Raw genomic sequence first — 17150 nt, forward strand, 5'->3', positions numbered from 1 at the left:
CATGAACGCCAAGGTCATCGTCGTCACATCGGGCAAAGGGGGCGTGGGCAAAACCACCACCACCGCGAACATCGGGGCGGCCCTCGCCAAACTGGGAGAGAAGGTCGTCGTCATCGACGTGGACGTGGGGCTGCGCAACCTCGACGTGGTGATGGGCTTAGAGTCCCGCGTGGTCTTCGACCTCGTGGACGTGCTGGAGGGCAAGTGCCGCCTCTCGCAGGCCGTGATCCGCGACAAGCGGGTAGACACGCTCTACCTGCTCCCCGCCTCCCAGACCCGCGACAAGGACGCGCTCGACCCCGAAGTCTTCAAGGGCGTGGTGCGGCAACTCATCGAGGAGGAGGGCTTTACTCGCGTCCTGATCGACTCGCCCGCCGGAATCGAGTCGGGCTTCCGGACCGCCGCCGCGCCTGCAGAGGGAGCCCTGGTCGTCGTGAACCCCGAGGTGTCCAGCGTGCGCGACGCCGACCGCATCATCGGGCTGCTGGAAGCCCAGCAGATCCGCGAGATTCGCCTCGTCATCAACCGCCTGCGCCCCAAGATGGTCGCGAGCGGCAACATGCTCTCGGAGGCCGACGTGCTCGAAATCCTGGGGGTCAAGCCCATCGGGATCATCCCGGAAGACGACGGCATTCTGGTCAGCACCAACGTGGGCGAACCCGCCGTGCTGGGCAAGTCGGCGGCGGGGCAGGCCTTCATGGACACCGCCCGGCGCCTGAAGGGCGAGGACGTGCCCTACCCCAAGCTGGAGCAGGACCGGGGCTTCCTGGCAGCGCTGCGCCGGTTGTTCGGGGGGGCCTGAGATGTTTTCGTGGATGAATAAGCGGCGCTCCAAGGAGACGCTGAAAGACCGCCTTGAACTCGTGCTCGCCTACGACCGCGCCCAGATTCCCCCCGGCAAGGTAGACGCGCTGCGTAACGACCTGCTGGAGGTCGTCAAGCGCTACTTCCCGGCGGGCAACAGCAGCGTGGAGGTCGAGCAGCGCGGCGATCAGGTGGTGCTGTCGGCCAGCATCTCGCTGGAGGAGGGCGCCGGAAGCACCGGGGACACGCGGCGCGGGGGATGACCCGGCCGCTGGCGGGCCGGGTGGCCCTCGTCACCGGCGCGTCGCGGGGTCTGGGCCGGGCCACGGCACTGGAGCTCGCGGCGGCGGGGGCACACGTCATCGTGACGGCCCGCAGCACGCGGGGGCACAGCACCCAGCCTGCCCTGTCCCAGACCACCGTGGACGACACTGCCGACGCTGTCCGCGCGGCGGGCGGTCAGGCCACCCCCTTGCCATGCGACCACACCGACCCCGCGCAGGTGGAGTCGGTGATTCGTCACATCGCGCAGCAGCACGGACGCCTCGACCTCCTCGTCAACAACGCCTGGGGCGCCCACGACCGCGCGGCGGGGGGCAGTGCGGGCGGTGAGGTCTGGGACGAGCCGCCGGAGCAACTGCGCGACATGCTGCTGGCCGGGGCCTACAGCGATTACCTGACCAGCCTGCTCGCGCTGAAACACGTCATGGGCGCCCAGGGGCACGGAGTGATCGTCTCCACAACCTGGCACACCGACGAGCCCCCCGGCTGGCTGCCCTACGAGGTCAGCAAGGCGGCGAAAAACCGCCTCGTGTACGCGCTGGCCCACAAGCTGCGTGAGAAGGGCATCGCGGTCGTCGGCGTCGCGCCGGGCTGGATGCGGACCGAGCTGATGCTCCAGCACCACAGCGAGGCCGAACTCGCCGGGCAGACCGAGACGCCGCACTACGCCGCGCGGGGGGTGGTGGCTCTGGCGAGTGACCCGGAGGTGGGGCGCCACACAGGCCGGGTCATGGACGTGGGCGAACTCGCGGACCTCTACGGCTTCACCGATCTCGACGGCACGCAGCCGCAGTGGTATGTCCGGCACCGGCAGGGTCGCGGGGAGGGCTGAAGGCCGCCCCGCGACCCTGGGCGCCGGGGGTGTCATGCTGGGGCATGAGCCAGGCCGAGCTGCCCCCGGACGCCTTCGAGCCGGAGTCCCGCGCTGGGTGGCGGGCGTGGCTGGAGACCCATCACCAGACGGAAAAGGGCGTGTGGCTGGTCCTGCGCAAAAAGGCCGTGCCCGTGCCCAACCTCAGCCTGGAGGACGCGGTCGAGGAGGCGCTGTGCTTCGGTTGGATCGACTCCAGGACGCGCAAGCTCGACGGGACGCGCTCCCTGCTGTACTTCGCGCCGCGCCGGGCAGGCAGCGGCTGGAGCGCGGTGAACAAGGCCCGCATCAAGCGGATGCAGGCGGCGGGCCGGATGACCCCAGCGGGACAGGCGAGGATCGATGCGGCGGTGCGCGACGGCTCATGGACGAAGCTCGACGGGGTGGACGCGCTGGAGGTGACGCCCGATCTGGCGGCGGCGCTGGCGGCCGAGCCGGGCGCCCAGGCCCAGTGGGACGCCTTTCCCCCCAGTGCCCGGCGGGGCATCCTCGAATGGATCGCGCAGGCGAAGACCGCTCTCACCCGTGAGAAGCGGGTGCGCGAGGCAGCCACCCTCGCGGCGCGGGGCGAGCGGGCCAACGCCTGGCCGCCCCCCGGGAAGCGCCGGGCTTAACCACCCCTCAATCTGGCGGGGGCTTCCCCCTCCGCTCGCTACAGTACCGGGCATGGAATACCGCAACCTCGGCAAAAGCGGCCTCAAGGTCTCCGAAGTCTCGCTGGGCGGCTGGGTCACGTTCGGCCACTCCGTCCACGACGAGACGATGGTGCGCGACATCGTGATGAAGGCCTACGAGGAAGGCGTGAACTTCTTCGATCAGGCCGACGTGTACGCGCGGGGCCGCTCGGAAGAACTGATGGGCGCCGTGCTGCGCGAGCTGCCCCGCCACACGCTGGTGATCTCGTCGAAGGTCTACTGGCCCATGAGCGACGACGTGAACGACCGCGGGCTGTCGCGCAAGCACATCCTGCACTCCATCGACGGCAGCCTGAAGCGCCTGGGCACCGACCACCTCGACATCTACTTTGCCCACCGCTACGACGAGAACGTGCCGATGGACGAGATCGTGATGGCCTTCGATCAGGTGATCCGCGACGGCAAGGCGCTGTACTGGGGCACCTCGATGTGGCCCGCCGCCCGCATCGCGGAAGCGGTCGAGTTCGCCAAGGCGCACGGCCTGCACGCGCCCGTCACCGAGCAGCCCGAGTACTCCATGCTGCGCCGCGAGCGGGTGGAAGGCGAGATTCTGCCCTATACCCAGAAGGCCGGGGTGGGGCTGGTCGTCTGGAGCCCGCTGGCGATGGGTCTGTTGACCGGCAAGTACGACGAGGGCCGCCCCGAGGGTGCCCGCCTCACCGACAACGAGAACTGGGGCAAGAACTTCCTGACCGACGAGAATGTCCAGAAGGTGCGTGACCTGAAGCCCATCGCGGACGACCTCGGCCTGACGCGGGCACAGCTCGCGCTGGCGTGGATTCTGCGCCAGCCGGGGGTCAGCAGCGTGATCACCGGGGCCACCAAGGTCGGCCAGATCGAGGACACCGTGAAGGCGGCGGGCGTGAAGCTTACGGGAGACGTGGCCACGCGCATCGACGAGATTCTGAACCGCTGAGCCCTGACTCCGGCCCCGGCTTTCCTGACAGTGGGAAGGCCGGGGCCTCTTCTACGCTGGAACGGGCGGCGCGGGGCAGACGCGGTTGCGCCCGGCGCGTTTGGCCTGGTACTGGAACTCGTCGGCCTGCTCGGTGGCGGCGTAAACGTCCATCTCGGCGGGGGAGGGCGCGAAGGCGTACCCGGCGCTGACCGTCAGGCGCAGGCCGTGCGGCAGGGTGGGCCAGTCGTGGTCCGCGACGGCGCGGCGCAGGTGCTCGACCGACGTGTAAGCCTGCGCGGGGTCGGCGTCCGGCAGCAGCAGCAGGAATTCCTCGCCGCCCCAGCGCACCAGCAGGCTGCCGGGGGGAGCGGTGTCCTCGAGGCGCTCCGCAACCGCCCGCAGCGCCTCATCCCCGACGGCGTGCGAGTGGCGGTCGTTGACCCCCTTGAAGTCGTCGATGTCCATCAGGACGACGAGCAGCGGGCCGCTGCCCTCGGGCAGCGTCAGCAGGCGGTCGTGAAGGCCCCGGCGGTTGAGCAGGCCAGTCAGCACGTCGTGCCGGGCCTGTTCCTCGGCGCGGCGCACGCTTTCCTGCCAATCGCGGGCCTGGGCACGGGCCTGCCGGAGCTCGCGGAAGAGATGGTCGTGGCTCTCTTCAATCGCCGCCAGCCGCTCCAGGGTGGCGTCGGCCTCCGCGAGCGCCTCGCGGGTGGTGGCGAGGGCCGAGCCGAGGTCACCGCTGCGCTCGTGAAGTTCCGCTATGGCCCGCAGCAGGAACTGGATATCCCGGTGGCGTCCCTGCTCACGGGCGATGACGAGCGCCTCGCGGTAATACCGGTGCGCCGCGCTCAGCTGCTCCCGAGCGGCCTGCACCTCCGCCATTGCCAGCAGCGCATCGAGATAGGAGCGCTGTCCGGCCTCGTGGTGGTGGCGCATGGCCGCCTGGGCGTGGGCCAGGGCGCGGTCCAGGTAGCCTTCCAGCACGCTCAGCCGGGCTGTATGGGCCTCCACGATCAAGGCCATGATGCGTGAGGGTGCCTGTTCCAGGGCCGCCCAGGTCGCGGCCAGAGCGGCCCAGGCCCGCCCACGGGCTTCGGCCCCGGCGTCGGTGCGGCCCCGTGCGTGGGCGCGGCGGGCCAGCCCCAGGTAGGTTGCGGCGCGGTTCTCGTGCAGGTAGGGCGCCATCAGCTGCCGCACGTCAGGAGCAGCGGTGCTCAGCAGTTCCTCAAGCAAGTTGAGCTGGTGCAGCGCTTCCGGAGCGCGGCCCGCCAGATGCTCCAGAAAAGCGAGGTTGACATGGATGTTGGCCAGGTCGAGCTGGTCGCCCGAAGCGCGGGCAAGCTCCTGGGCTTCCAGGAAGTCGCGCCGGGCCCCCGTCATGTCCCCGGCGGTGAGGCGCACGATCGCCCGCACGTTGTGAACCCGTGAGCGCAGGTCGTCGAGGCCGTGGGTGCGGGCCAGGTCGAGGGCCAGCGCGAGGTGGTCGAAGGCGGCCTCGTGCAGGCCCTGGCTTTCCTCGATGGATGCCAGGACCGCCAGGGTATCCACGATCACGGCGGCGTCGTTCAGGGGCAGCGCGGTGTCGAGCGAGGCCTGCGCGAGCCGCCGCGCCGTATGCAGCGTATGCTCGCGGTAGTGCCGCGCGAGCGCGAGCAGCGCGGCAGCCCGCGCATGATCGTCCTGCGCCTCTTCCAGTGCGGCGCGTAACGGTGCGGGTGCGTCCGGCAGCGCAGGGAGGAGAGCAGGAGACGGTTCCATATGGAGTATTTTGCCCCAGCCGTTCTGTCCAGACCGTCACACCTTCGTCACACCCTCTGGGGGGACCCGTGGGGGCACGCCTCCTCCTTTCGGCGCACGCGCCCCCCGCGCGGCGGCCCCTATGCTGGGAGCTGTGAGCGCCATCGAAACGCAGGAACTGCGCAAGGTCTACCGGGGCCGGGCGGTCGTGGACGGCCTGAACCTGACGGTGGGGGAGGGCGAGGTCTTCGGCTTTCTCGGTCCCAACGGGGCGGGCAAGAGCACCACCGTCAAGATGCTGCTGGGGCTGGTACGGCCTTCGGGCGGCGAGATCCGCGTGCTGGGCGGCTCCCCCGACGACCCCGGCGTGCGGGCGCGGCTGGGCTTCCTGCCCGAGCAGTTCCGCTTCCAGACCTGGATGACGGGGGAAGAGTTCTTGAACTTCCACGGACGGTTGGCAGGCCTTCCGGCGGCGGACGTGCGGACGCGGGTGCCGGAGGTCCTGGCCCGCGTCGGCCTTGCCGGGCGCGGTCGGGAGACGCTGGGCGGCTATTCCAAGGGGATGCTTCAGCGGGCGGGGCTGGCGGCGGCGATCCTGGCGCGGCCCCGGCTGGTCTTTCTGGACGAGCCGACTTCGGCCCTGGACCCCATTGGCCGGGTGGAGGTGCGCGAGATTATCGAGGCCCTGCGCGGCGAGGGCGTGGCCGTCTTCCTGAACTCGCACCTGCTCGCGGAGGTCGAGCAGGTATGCGACCGGGTGGCCTTTGTCAAGGCCGGGCGGGTGCTGCGGCAAGGCACCATGCGCGAGCTGACCGGGGGCGTGATCCCGGTGGAGGTGGTGGTGGACACCCTGGGTCCCGAGTTGCGCTCGGCCCTCTCCCGGCTGGGCGAGGTACGGCATGTGGACGCCAACGTGTCGGGCCGGGTGGGGCTGGAGCTATGGGTCGAGCGCGAGGACACCCTCCCCGCCCTCGCGGATGCCATTCACGGGCACGGGGCGCGGCTGTACACCCTTAACCCGCGCCGCCCCGACCTGGAGACGATGTTCCTCGAACTGATCGAGGGACCAGCGCCCGCCGCCCCGGAGGTGGCTCGTGCGTAACGCCCTCCTGATCGCGGAACTCTCGCTGCGCGAGGCAGTACGCAAGCGGCTGGTGGTCGTGCTGCTGCTGCTGACCGCCGCCTTTCTGGGCTTCTACCTGTACGGCGTATGGCGATTGGAGGGCACCCTCGACCAGCGGGCCATCGACGCGGGGCTGGACGGCCGCTCGACGACGGGCGCGGCGAATATCCCCATCATGTACTCGGCGCTGTTCGGGATGTACCTGGTGTTCTTCCTGGGGTCGCTGATGGCCGTGCTGTCCACGGTCGGGGCAGTCAGCGCCGACGTGGAAAACGGCGTGATGCAGTCGGTGCTGGCCCGGCCCATCCGCCGCGCCGAGCTGGTCGCGGGGCGCTGGCTGGGCTTCACGGTGGTCAACGTGGGCTACGTGGCCCTGGTCAGCGCGGCGCTGCTGGGCGGCATCGCGGCCCTGACCGGCTTCGTGCCGCCCGAAGCCCTGCCCGCCGTGGGCCTGATCCTGCTCGCCATCACGCTGCTGACCGCGCTGACCGTGCTGGGCAGCACCCTCTTTACCACGCTCGCCAACGGGATCGGCGTTTTCGTCCTGTACGGGGCGGGGTTCGCGGGGGGCATCCTGACGGCCATCGGCTCGTTCTCGGACAGCCCCACCCTGGGCACGCTGGGCCGGGCCGCGTCCATCCTGATGCCCACCAACTCGCTGTGGCTGGGGGCGACCTACCACCTTCAGCCCGAGGTGCTGCGGCAACTGGGCGAGGCCGCGCAGGGGGCCAATCCCCTCTTCAGCACCACCCCCATCGCGTCCGGTATGGTGCTGTGGGCCGCCGCCTACGCGGTGCTGGCGGTCGTGCTGGCGATGTGGCGCTTCAGTCGGCGGGACCTGTAGCGGTCCACAGGGAAGCCGCCCACGCTTGAGAGGTGGGCGGCTTCTCTATCGGCTTCAGGACGAGCGGGAGGACTCGTCCGGCCTGGGCATCGCGTCGGGAATGGTGGGTTCCGTGGTGCCCGCGCGGTCGGTCGTGAAGTCGGGCCGGTTGTCGGGACCGGACCCCGCCGCGCCGTCGGTGGGGCTGGGGTTGTCGCGGTCTGGGTAAGCGGGGTCGGGTGCAGGTGTGCTGCCCGTGGGCGCCCGGCCCGACTCCCCGTGCTCCTCCTGGGCCGAGAGTTCGGCGATCAGGCGCTCGCGGGCGCTGATCTCCTCGTCCACCCGGCGCAGGTCGTCCTGGATTCCGGCGAGGATCGCCGTGTCGGCCCCGGCGTGGTAGGCGCGGCCCAGCCGGGCGTACAGGGTGTCGAGTTCGCGGGTCAGGCCGAAGACTTCCACGCGCAGCCGCGCCGTCTGGGCCACTTCCTCGCCCCGGCGCTGCACCCGCCCGGCGCCCCGGCGAACCGTGTCGAAGATGTTGTCGAGCATGAGCCCATTCTCCTGCCTGCCGGGTGGGACGGGTGAGGGCAGGGTCAGCCGGGCTTGTCTCTCGGCCCTTGTCTCTAACCCCCCGTGCGGGCCACACTGGGGGCACCGTGAATGCCGCCGAGACCCGTCTCCTGCTGGGAGCGCTGGACGCCGCCCTGGCCCGTGGGCAGCGGGCCGCCCTCGCCACTGTCGTCGGTGTGCAGGGCAGCGCCTACCGCCGCGAGGGGACGCGGATGCTGATTCTGGACGACGGCGCCCAGGTCTGCATGCTCTCGGGCGGCTGCCTGGAGGCCGAGGTGGTGGAGGTCGCGCTGGGGGTGATCGCTGCGGGCGAGCCGGTCCTCACCCACTACGACCTTTCCGAGGACGCGACCTGGGGCCTGGGCATCGGCTGCGGGGGCAGCGTGGACGTGCGGGTGGAGCGGGTGGACCCGGCCGACCCGGTGCCCGCCGGGTGGCTCGCGGCGCTGCGGGAGGGCCGGGCGGCGGCGCTGGCCGTGCCATTGTCGGGCGCCGGGCGCGTGCTCGTCCTGCCCGGTGGGGGAGAGGAGGTGGGCCACCTGCCTGACCCCGGGCTGCACGCCTGGGCGGTGGCGGCGGCCCGCGAGCGCCTCTCGGCCCGCGAGCCCCGCGCCGCGACCCTGACCGCGCCGGACGGCACCCCGGTCTTCCTCGACGTGAACAGCCCCCCGCCCGAACTCGTGATCTACGGGGCCGGGCACGACGCCATGCCGCTGGCGGCTCAGGCGCACGCGTTGGGCTACGCGGTGCAGGTCGTGGACCCCCGGCCCGCCTTCCTGACGCCGGGGAGGTTTCCGGGGGCGACCCTGCACGACCTCGCCCCGGAGGAGCTGCACCGCTTCCGGCCGGGCGAGCGGGCGCACCTGATCGTCATGAACCACCACCTCGACCGTGACCGGGTGTGCCTCGCGCACGCGCTGGGGTCCGGGGCCGGGTATGTCGGCGTGCTCGGGCCACGCTCTCGGGCCGAGGACCTGCTGCGGGAGCTGGAGGCTGAGGGCGTCACCTTCACCCCCGACCAGCTCGCCCGCCTGCGCTCACCCGTGGGCCTGCGCTTGGGCGCCGAGGCCCCTGAAGAAGTGGCCCTGAGCATCCTGGGCGAGCTGATGGCGTGGCGCCGGGGCTACGACGGGGGATTCCTGAGCGGGCACGCGGGCCGCATCCATGACGCCCCCACGCACGCAGTGGCCCCCCGAACTTGAACGGAGGCCACAACCACTCCCGGCCGCTTTGCCCTACCCTGTCCGCCATGACGCCTCCGCCCGCCTCCCCGGTTCGGCCCCTGTGGGTGGCGCTGGGCTTCGTGCTGACGGGCCTGGGGTTCCTGGGGCTGGTGCTGCCGGGGCTGCCGGGGACCGTTTGGTTCGTGCTGGCGGCGGCCTGCTTCGCCCGGGGCAACCCCAAGTGGGAGGCGTGGCTGCTCTCGCGGCCCGTGGTGGGGGACCTCGTGCGCGACTACCGCGAGGGGCGGGGGATGCCGCTGCGGGCCAAGTGGATCGCCTGCACCTGCATCGTGATGGCGGTGGGCTTCAGCCTGACGCGGATTCCGGTCGTGATCGGACAGGTGGCGTGGGCGCTGGTGGGCTTAGCGGGCATCCTCTACATCTCCCTGCGCGTGCCCACCCGGCGGGCATGAGGCGGGGCTGGCTGCTGGTTGGTGGGCTCGCGCTGGGAGCGATCCTGACCACCCTGCGAATCCGCCACCACGAGCGGCGCTATCCCCCACGGGGGCAGGTGCTGGATCTCGCGGCCGGTCCTACGCATGTGATTGAGGGCGGCTCGCCCGACGCCCCCCCGGTTGTCCTGATTCACGGCAGCGACGGGGTGGCGCTGGACTGGCCCGTCTCCCCGCTGTGGGACGCGCTGGCTCCGCACGCCCGGCTGATCGCCCCCGACCGCCCCGGCCACGGCCACACGCCCGCCCGCCCCGGCACGCCCGTCACGGTGGAAGTCAATGTGCGGCGGCTGGCGGCAGTGCTGGACGCGCTGGAGAGGCGAGACCCCGCCGTGCTGCTGGGCCACTCCTACGGGGCAGCGGTGGCGCTCGCGTTCGCCGCCCAGTTCCCAGAGCGGGTGCGTGGGCTGGTGCTGGTGTCGCCCACGGCGTATCCGGCCCCCGGCCTGACCCGGCCCCTTGCCTACGTGCCGCTGGTGCCCGTGCTGGAGACACTCCTCACGCGGGTGCTACTCCTCCCGCTGGGCCGGGCGGTGGCGTGGCTGGAGGGGGGTAGAGCCTTTCACCCCGCCCCCATTCCCCCCGAGTGGCACGCGATGATGCTGGCCTTTTCCCGCCGCCGGGGACAGGTCCACGCGCTCGCCTGGGAGAACCGGACGCTGGCGCAGGAACTTGGAGCGCTGGAGCCGGGTTATCCGGCGTTGCGTTTCCCTGCGGCGGTGCTCGCCGGGGCGCACGACCGCCTGACCCCGGCCGAGTCGCACGCCGTCCCCCTCGCCGGGGCGCTACCGCAGGCCCGGCTGCACCTCTTTCCCGACGGCGGCCACCAACTTCACTGGACCCACCCCGCCGAGGTGACGCGGGCGGTGACCGACGTGCTGGCCGAGGTCCCCGCAAGCGCGACTCCCGCCCCACTTGTCCCGCTCTCCCGCCGCTAGACTCCCCGCATGTTAAGCGGGGTGCTGGAGCGGCTGGGCGAGTACAGCGATCAGGTGCCGCGCTACACGGCCCCGCGTTGCCTGCTGGATCGGCAGGCGGTAGGTGGCTGCGACGCCTGCCACGTCACCTGCCCGCACGGGGCGATTGCGCTGGAGGGGCACCGCATCGCCATCGACCCCGCGCTGTGCACGGGCTGCGGCCTGTGCGTGCAGGTCTGCCCGACCGGGGCGCTGGAATACGACCTCACCCCACCCCTCCAGAGCGTGCGCGACGGCGGCCAAGGTGCGGAGGGTGAGGCCACCCTCACCTGTTCCCAGAGCGGGGCGGGCGGCCCGACGCTGACCTGCCTGGGACGCGTCACGCCTGCCGTGTTCGCCGCCGCCGGAGCCTGGGGCACCCCGCTGACCCTGCTGCACGGCGAGTGCGTGGGCTGCCCGGTGGGAGCGCCCGACGTGCCCGAGCGCCTGACCCGCGTGGTAGAGGAAGCCCAGACCCTCCGTGAACCTACCGGACGCCCTGCCGAGGTGACCGTCCGCCCCGCGACCCCCGACGACCGCGACCGGGCGGGGCGGGTCAGCCGCCGGGGGGCCTTCGCCACCCTGTTCCGGGCAGGCCGCCAGCAGGTCGTGGGGCTGCTCCCCGAGCGCCCGCTGCCCTTCGTGGACTGGAGCCAGCCACAGGAGCGCGTACCGGAGGAATGGCGCTGGCGTCGGCGCTCGCTGGTGCCTGCCCCGGCTCCCGACGCGCCTGTCGTGTGGCCCGCGCCCCTGGTGGATGACAAATGCATCGACTGCCCGGTCTGCTCCAACGTCTGCCCGACCGAGGCGATCACCCGCGAGTTCAAGCCGGAAGGCGGCGCCCGGTTGCTGCTCAACCTCGCCGCCTGCACGGGCTGCATGGCGTGTGTGCGCTCCTGCCCGCCCGACGCGATGCACCCCCAGCGCGAGTGGCTTCCGGCGGCCTTTGACGCGCCGCTGCTCATCCGGGACAGCGACAGTGTGATGTGACTCCGCCGGGTGGTGCGTCCACCGTGACCCTCGTCCCCGCGCTCCTTTCGCGCTCCCGCCTACACTGGGAACCGTGTTCGCCGCCCGCTCCCCCTACGCCCGACTGGAGGGGTTCTTGCGCGACATCCTGGGGGGCGGCGCGGCGCTGCTGCATCAGGAAGACCCCGCCCCCGCCCGCACCCTGAAGGCCACCGAGCTGGGCTGGTCCCCCGCCGTGCAGCGCGGCTTCGGCTTCCCGGAGGTCTACAGCCACCAAGCCGAGACGTACCGCCGGATGCGGGACGGCGAGCACGTCATCCTGACCACGCCCACGGCGAGCGGGAAGACGGGGGCCTTCTTCCCCGCCGTGTTCGAGCGGCTGGAACGCGATTCGGGAGCGACAGCCCTGTTCGTGTATCCCCTCGTAGCCCTCGGACAGGACCAGCGCGACAAGCTGGCGGCCTTCCGCGAGCGCGGCGGCTTCGGGTGGGACATCGCCGCCTTTCAGGGCACCGCGCAGCCCGGCGAGGTCTTTCGCGACGACGTGCGAATGGTCACCGCCACGCCTGACAAGCTGCACTGGTCGCTGACCCACCCCCGCGTGCGCGACTTCCTGCGGCGGCTCTCCTTCATCGTGCTGGACGAGGCGCACACCTACCGGGGTGGCTTCGGGTCGGAGGTCGCGGGGATGCTGCGGCGGCTGCTGGGGCTGGCCCGCGCCCTGGGGGCGAATCCGCAGGTCGTCCTCTCCACCGCCACCATCGGCAACCCCGCCGAGTTCGCCCGCGAGCTGGTGGGCGTGGAGGCCACCCAGGTCAGCGAGTCGGGGGCGGCCCGCCACGGCAAGCGCTACTACCTCGCGGACCACCGGGGACAGCCCCGGCGCTTCTGGGACGCGGTCATCAGTGCCAGCATCCAGCGCAATCTCAAGGTGCTCGCCTTTTTCCGGGGCCGCTCGCGGGCGGCGCGGCTGTATTCCACCTACCGGGCGCAGCCGCTGAACCGCTCGCACGTCCACCTCTACATGGCCGGAACCTCCGACCGCGAGGGCCGCCTCACCGAGTTCCGCCGCGCCAAAAGTGGGGTGATGTTCGCCACCAACGCGCTGGAGGCCGGGGTGGACATCGGGGATCTGGAGGTCGTCATCATTGACGGCTATCCCGGCTCGCGCATGGCCTTCCGGCAGATGGCGGGGCGGGCCGGGCGAATCGCGCCGGGCCTCGTGCTGTACCTCCCTGCGCTGAACGAGCAGGGCGTGCCGCAGCCGGTGGACGCCTTTTATTCCAACGCCGAGAACTTCCGCGAACTCGTCACCGGACCTATTGAAAAAGCCGTCGTGGAGGCTGAAAATCCCTACCTCGCCCCCCGTCACCGTGCCCGCGCGAACGAGGAGTGCCGGGCGGCGGGCCTTCCGGCCGACCTCGCGCCGGGGCCGCGCTACTGGAACCTGCGGGGCGAGGGAAGCGCCAAGTTCGCAGTCATTGAGGAAACCGACTGGGTGCAAAAAGGCCCCCGTGCCTTTGACGCCCCGCTGGAGTCCCCCAGCCAGCACTACGCCCTGACCGAGAAGCACGAGGGCGCGGTCTTCACCCTGGACGGCCAGGGCTACAAGGTCACCCGCTGGGAGACGCACCCCGCTGGAACCGCGATTCTGGTGGAGCGCTTTGACGCCGCCAACCTCTTCACGCGCGGGCTGTACGCCATCGAGGTCAGCCCGGTGAAGATGGGCGAGTGGGTGCGCCGGGGGCCGCTGGCCTACCGCCACGGTGAGGTGGTCATCCGGCGACGCTACGCGGGCTACATGATGATGCGGCAGGTCTTCGAGCGCGTCTGCACCGGCTGCGACCGGGTGCCCGACCCCACCGAGCGGGTCTGCCGCGCCTGCGGGGGCCGCATTCAGGACCGCATGCAGGACCACAAGCTCTCCGAACACCTCTACGACGAGCCGCTGGAACTGCCTCCCTTCCGTACCGCCGCGCTGGAGGTCGGCGTGGACGCCCGCGCCACCGAAAAGCCCACGGCGGTCGCCCACACCCTCAAGCACCTGCTGCAAAAGGTCACGCCCGAGCGCGTCGCCTGCGACGAGAACGACCTCGCGGGCGCTTTCCGGCAGGACCGCGACAACTATTTCTTCCTCTACGACGACTGGGTGGGCGGCCTGGGCGTCAGCCGCCGCGCCTTCGAGAGTCTGGAGGACCTGCTGCGGCGCTCGCTGGACCTCGCCGCCAAACCCTGCTGCAAGGAGGCGCACGGCTGCTACGAATGCATCGCCGTGAGCCGCTGCTACAGCCCCTTTCTCGCCAGCGGCGAGCGGCGCCCCACCGACAAGCCCGCCACCCGCGCCTTTTTGGAAACCCTGCTGGGCGTCGAGCGGGCGCCGCAGCCCGAACCCGACGCGGCCACCCTGCCCGACGTTCCGGCCCTGCCCCCCTCCTGGCCGCTGCAAGCCCGCGAACTGCTGGACCTGCATGGCCTCTCGCTGCCGGAAGTCAGCGCCCGCCTCGGCATCCCCAGCCGCGAGCTTCAGCGGGCGGTCAGCACCACCGAACCGCTGCGGCTGCGGCACGCCAAGTTCGGGGAGGGCGTCTTCCTGCAAGGCTTCCATGCCGGGGACCGCCGCGAGGTGCTCGTCTATTTCCCCGGCGTGGGGCAGAAACGGCTGCTGCTGAAGTTCGCGGGCCTGACGGTCGTGGAGAAGACCGCGCCCGCCCCCGTGCCGGGCGGTTGACCCCCCGCGCGGAGCATGGCTATACTCCACTGCGCCTCGTGCTCGGGGCCGCGCCACCACTTAGGGATATGGTGTAATGGCAGCACAACAGATTTTGGATCTGTTTGTCTAGGTTCGAATCCTAGTATCCCTGCCACAAGGGCCGCCTCCGGGCGGTTTTTTGCTGTCCCGCGCGGCTGTATGGGGTCCAAAGGCAAGCCTCCTCACGTTCAGTCAGCCAGCGTTCACGCCACGTCAGGCGGGCGGGCCTACGCTGGCCTCAGCAGACAGGAAAGCCCGTTCAGGCCGCAGTCCGCGCCCGGCTTCCCCTGCAAGGAGACGCCATGAAGAAGCCCGCCTTGATCCTCGCCCTGACCGCTTCCGTGTTCTCCAGCCTCGCCCTGCCCGCGCAGGCCGCGCCGCGCCTTAGCACCCAGAGCATCATCGTCAACCCGGTACCCACCACGCTGGAAGGCCGCGTCTGGGTGGACCGCGACACCAGCGGCACCCGCACGCCGACCTACCGCATCGGTGACCGCATCCAGCTCTCGGTCAGCGTGAACGAGAATGCGTACGTTTACCTCTTCTGCCTCAGCCCCGACGGCAGCGTGGACCAGATTTTCCCCAACCGCCTCGGCAGCGGCAACTATGTCCGTAAGGGCGAGGTCCGCCGCTTCCCCTCAAGCGGCGACAACTTCGTCTTCAACGTGGGCGGCCCCGCCGGGCTGAACAAGGTCCTCGTGATCGCCAGTCGCCGCCAGCTCAACCTCTCCGAACTCAGCACCTTCAGCGCGGGCGACGCCTTTGCCACCGTCAAGCCCCAGGGCAGCCAGCAACTCGCGCAGGCCCTGAGCATCGTGGTCAACCCGGTGGCGCAGCCTATTCCCCAGCAGGACTGGGTCAGTGACATCGCCTTCTTCAACGCCGTGCGCTGAGAACTCTTGAACTGAACTGGGCATCCTGCGGGGTGCCCGTTTTTACTTGGTCAGGACGTAGAAGGCTCGTTCCCCCTCACGCGCGAGGTCCGTTACTGCGTAACCGCACTCCAGATACGTCCCCAGCACCGCCCGCAACGCGAGCCGCCAGGCCAGCCGCACGTCGTCGGGCAAAGGCTCGGCGTGGAGGGGCACCTCCGCGAGGAGGCGTGGGGAGGTGGCGTCCAGACGCGGCGAGGCCGGAACGTCGCCCTTCCCCTCCAGCACGACCTCTCCCTCCGGCCCCGGCGCGGGCCGCTCCACCTGGGGCTGGGTCAGGTCCCACTCCACCATGAGGCGGTCGGCAGGAAAGGCCGTCTCCCGCGCCTCTCCCAGCGCGTACCAGTCCGGGTGGTAGCTCACCGCCCGCGCTCCCAACTTCCCCAGGTTCAGGCGAGCATTGCGGGCGACGAGAGGATCAAAGGTCCACGTCATCCGCGTGAGGCCCTGCGCCAGCACCCGTTCCCGTTGCGCGTGCTTGAGCGCGACGGCGGCCCCGCTTCCGCGCCAGTCGGGGCGAACTGCCAGCAGGTGCGAGTGGTGCCACACCTCGCCGCCCCCGAGCGCTGGAAAGCCGTAGGCCAGGCCGAACGGCGTCTCCGGGTCATCCTCCGGATACGCGCCCAGCACCACCGCCCCCGTGTGCGCCCCGATACGGAACATGGTCGCGGGCAGCACCTCGCGGTCGGCGTATCCCCATGCCCCGACTTGCACGTCCTCCAGCCTACGCATTGCCCAGGGGTCCGTTACGTCCCGGACCACGAAGGCCCGCCCTCTCATCAAGTCCGCAGCTCCTCGTGCAGCTCGGCCCGGCTTGCCACGAAGTCGCGGTTCAGCGTCACCCCGATGCCGGGTCCGGCAGGCACCGGCATCAGCCCGTTCGTGGCCTCCAGCGCCTCGTTCACCACGTCCGTCTCCCAGTAGCGACTCGCAGAGCTGGTGTCGCCCGGCAGCGCGAAGTTCGGCAGCGTCGAGAGGTGGATGTTGTGCGCCCGGCCCACGCCACTTTCCAGCATGCCGCCGCACCACACCGGGGCACCGAAGCTGGCCGCCACGTCATGCACCCGCCGCGCCTCGGCATGCCCACCCACCCGCGCGACCTTCACATTGATGACCCGACCGGCTCCCAGCGCCAGCCCCTTGCGGGCGTCGGCGGCGCTCGCCACGCTCTCGTCCAAGCAGAGGGGCGTCCGCAATCGGCGCTGCAACTCGGCGTGATCCACCAGATCGTCCCAGGCGAGCGGCTGCTCTATATAGGTCAGGTCATAGGCGTCCAGCGCGGCCAGCCGTCCGGAGTCGGCCAGCGTGTAGGCGCTGTTGGCGTCCACCGTCAGGCGGATGTCGGGAAAGGCCTCGCGCACCGCCCCCACCGGCCCCACGTCCCAACCCGGCTTCACCTTCAGCTTGATGCGGCGGTAGCCCTGCTCCACATGTCGCCGCACGATCTCCACGGTCGCGGCCTCGTCGGGCTGGATACCCAGGCTCACGCCCACCTCTACCTCTGTTTTGGTGCCGCCCAGCAGAGTCCCCAGCGGCACCCCCAGCGTCCGCGCCCACAGGTCCCACCCGGCCATCTCGACCATCGCGCGGGCCATGCGGTTGCCCCGAAAGGGGCCGAGTGCTGCTTCCAGCGCCTGCGGGTTGTCAAAGGTGCGGCCCAGCACACGCGGTAAGAACACCTCGCGCAGCAGTGCCAGCGCCCCCGAGATCGTTTCTTCCCTGTACATCGGCGCAGGCTCCATCGTGCCCTCGCTCAGCCCCGAGACGCCCTCGCCGTGCAGCGTCAGCAGCGGCACCAGCTTCTCGGTCTGCACCCCGAAGCTGGTCTCGAACCGGAACTTTAGGGGCAGACGCACCAGGGTGACTTCGGCGGCCTCGATTTTGAACATGCCCAAGTATGCCCACCCAGCCGCGAGTTTTGGTCGGATGCGAAGACTCAGGCGGGGGGTGTTGACAGACTTCAGGGTGGGGTGTATCTTTTCTGAGCCTCAAGCGAGGCGGGCAGCATGACAGGCGAAGAAGAGCGAGAGCAGGGCCACCTGACAGGGTGGTACACGCGGTCTCTC

The 17150-nt window shown here is 70.8% G+C and carries 17 protein-coding genes and 1 tRNA gene; 14 read left to right on the forward strand and 4 right to left on the reverse strand.

Annotation, left to right across the window (positions count from 1 at the left end; genetic code table 11):
* Window position 1 precedes the first annotated feature (1 nt).
* From minD to F8S09_RS14470, 5 genes are read left to right on the forward strand one after another with little or no spacing between them, the layout of a single operon-like run.
* Window positions 2-802: a septum site-determining protein MinD gene (minD, locus tag F8S09_RS14450; protein WP_152872174.1), complete on the forward strand. Its 801-nt coding sequence runs from the start codon at window positions 2-4 to the stop codon at window positions 800-802.
* Between the two features lies 1 nt (window position 803).
* Window positions 804-1067 (forward strand): cell division topological specificity factor MinE, encoded by a 264-nt coding sequence (gene minE / locus F8S09_RS14455; protein WP_152872175.1) that lies wholly within the window; start codon window positions 804-806, stop codon window positions 1065-1067.
* A complete protein-coding gene (locus tag F8S09_RS14460; protein ID WP_152872176.1) occupies window positions 1064-1918 on the forward strand; it encodes an SDR family NAD(P)-dependent oxidoreductase in 855 nt (284 codons plus the stop codon). The genes minE and F8S09_RS14460 overlap by 4 nt, the downstream gene beginning before the upstream one ends.
* 44 nt (window positions 1919-1962) lie before the next feature.
* Complete coding sequence (locus tag F8S09_RS14465; RefSeq protein ID WP_152872177.1) at window positions 1963-2571, forward strand: YdeI/OmpD-associated family protein; 609 nt, start codon at window positions 1963-1965, stop codon at window positions 2569-2571.
* 52 nt (window positions 2572-2623) lie between these two features.
* On the forward strand, window positions 2624-3568 hold the full coding sequence (locus F8S09_RS14470) for an aldo/keto reductase family protein (protein ID WP_152872178.1): 945 nt from the start codon (window positions 2624-2626) through the stop codon (window positions 3566-3568).
* A 51-nt stretch (window positions 3569-3619) separates the two neighbouring features.
* Here the strand turns inward: F8S09_RS14470 and F8S09_RS14475 are convergent, their stop codons facing one another.
* Window positions 3620-5308, reverse strand: coding sequence for a GGDEF domain-containing protein (locus tag F8S09_RS14475; RefSeq protein WP_152872179.1), 1689 nt, complete (start codon window positions 5306-5308; stop codon window positions 3620-3622).
* Between the two features lie 121 nt (window positions 5309-5429).
* Here F8S09_RS14475 and F8S09_RS14480 point away from each other — a divergent pair, with 121 nt between their 5' ends.
* Both F8S09_RS14480 and F8S09_RS14485 read left to right on the forward strand, forming a co-directional pair.
* Window positions 5430-6389, forward strand: a complete 960-nt coding sequence (locus F8S09_RS14480; protein ID WP_152872180.1) for an ABC transporter ATP-binding protein — start codon at window positions 5430-5432, stop codon at window positions 6387-6389.
* Window positions 6382-7254, forward strand: a complete 873-nt coding sequence (locus F8S09_RS14485) for an ABC transporter permease (protein ID WP_322618854.1) — start codon at window positions 6382-6384, stop codon at window positions 7252-7254. The genes F8S09_RS14480 and F8S09_RS14485 overlap by 8 nt, the downstream gene beginning before the upstream one ends.
* A gap of 54 nt (window positions 7255-7308) precedes the next feature.
* On the opposite strand, the gene F8S09_RS14490 is transcribed toward F8S09_RS14485, so the two are convergent.
* Window positions 7309-7782 (reverse strand): hypothetical protein, encoded by a 474-nt coding sequence (locus F8S09_RS14490; protein ID WP_152872181.1) that lies wholly within the window; start codon window positions 7780-7782, stop codon window positions 7309-7311.
* A 107-nt stretch (window positions 7783-7889) separates the two neighbouring features.
* Between F8S09_RS14490 and F8S09_RS14495 the strand changes: the two genes are divergently transcribed.
* The 7 genes from F8S09_RS14495 to F8S09_RS14525 all read left to right on the forward strand — a co-directional run bounded on the left by F8S09_RS14495 (window position 7890) and on the right by F8S09_RS14525 (window position 15045).
* Window positions 7890-9005 (forward strand): XdhC family protein, encoded by a 1116-nt coding sequence (locus F8S09_RS14495; protein WP_322618855.1) that lies wholly within the window; start codon window positions 7890-7892, stop codon window positions 9003-9005.
* A 47-nt stretch (window positions 9006-9052) separates the two neighbouring features.
* Entirely contained in the window at window positions 9053-9439 is a 387-nt protein-coding gene (locus tag F8S09_RS14500) for a YbaN family protein (protein WP_152872183.1), read from the forward strand.
* Entirely contained in the window at window positions 9436-10416 is a 981-nt protein-coding gene (locus F8S09_RS14505; RefSeq protein WP_152872184.1) for an alpha/beta fold hydrolase, read from the forward strand. Before F8S09_RS14500 ends, F8S09_RS14505 begins: the two co-directional genes overlap by 4 nt.
* 9 nt (window positions 10417-10425) lie before the next feature.
* A complete protein-coding gene (locus tag F8S09_RS14510; RefSeq protein ID WP_152872185.1) occupies window positions 10426-11424 on the forward strand; it encodes a 4Fe-4S dicluster domain-containing protein in 999 nt (332 codons plus the stop codon).
* A gap of 73 nt (window positions 11425-11497) precedes the next feature.
* Entirely contained in the window at window positions 11498-14131 is a 2634-nt protein-coding gene (locus F8S09_RS14515; RefSeq protein ID WP_322618856.1) for a DEAD/DEAH box helicase, read from the forward strand.
* A gap of 62 nt (window positions 14132-14193) precedes the next feature.
* Window positions 14194-14267, forward strand: a tRNA-Gln gene (locus F8S09_RS14520).
* Window positions 14268-14454: 187 nt separating this feature from the next.
* Entirely contained in the window at window positions 14455-15045 is a 591-nt protein-coding gene (locus F8S09_RS14525; protein WP_152872187.1) for a DUF4384 domain-containing protein, read from the forward strand.
* Window positions 15046-15087: 42 nt separating this feature from the next.
* On the opposite strand, the gene F8S09_RS14530 is transcribed toward F8S09_RS14525, so the two are convergent.
* Window positions 15088-15864 (reverse strand): acyl-CoA acyltransferase, encoded by a 777-nt coding sequence (locus tag F8S09_RS14530; protein WP_152872205.1) that lies wholly within the window; start codon window positions 15862-15864, stop codon window positions 15088-15090.
* On the reverse strand, window positions 15864-16973 hold the full coding sequence (gene menC / locus F8S09_RS14535) for an o-succinylbenzoate synthase (RefSeq protein ID WP_152872188.1): 1110 nt from the start codon (window positions 16971-16973) through the stop codon (window positions 15864-15866). Before menC ends, F8S09_RS14530 begins: the two co-directional genes overlap by 1 nt.
* Between the last annotated feature and the right edge of the window lie 177 nt (window positions 16974-17150).

It is taken from the genome of Deinococcus terrestris, from assembly GCF_009377345.1.
GTDB classification, from domain to species: Bacteria; Deinococcota; Deinococci; order Deinococcales; family Deinococcaceae; genus Deinococcus; species Deinococcus terrestris.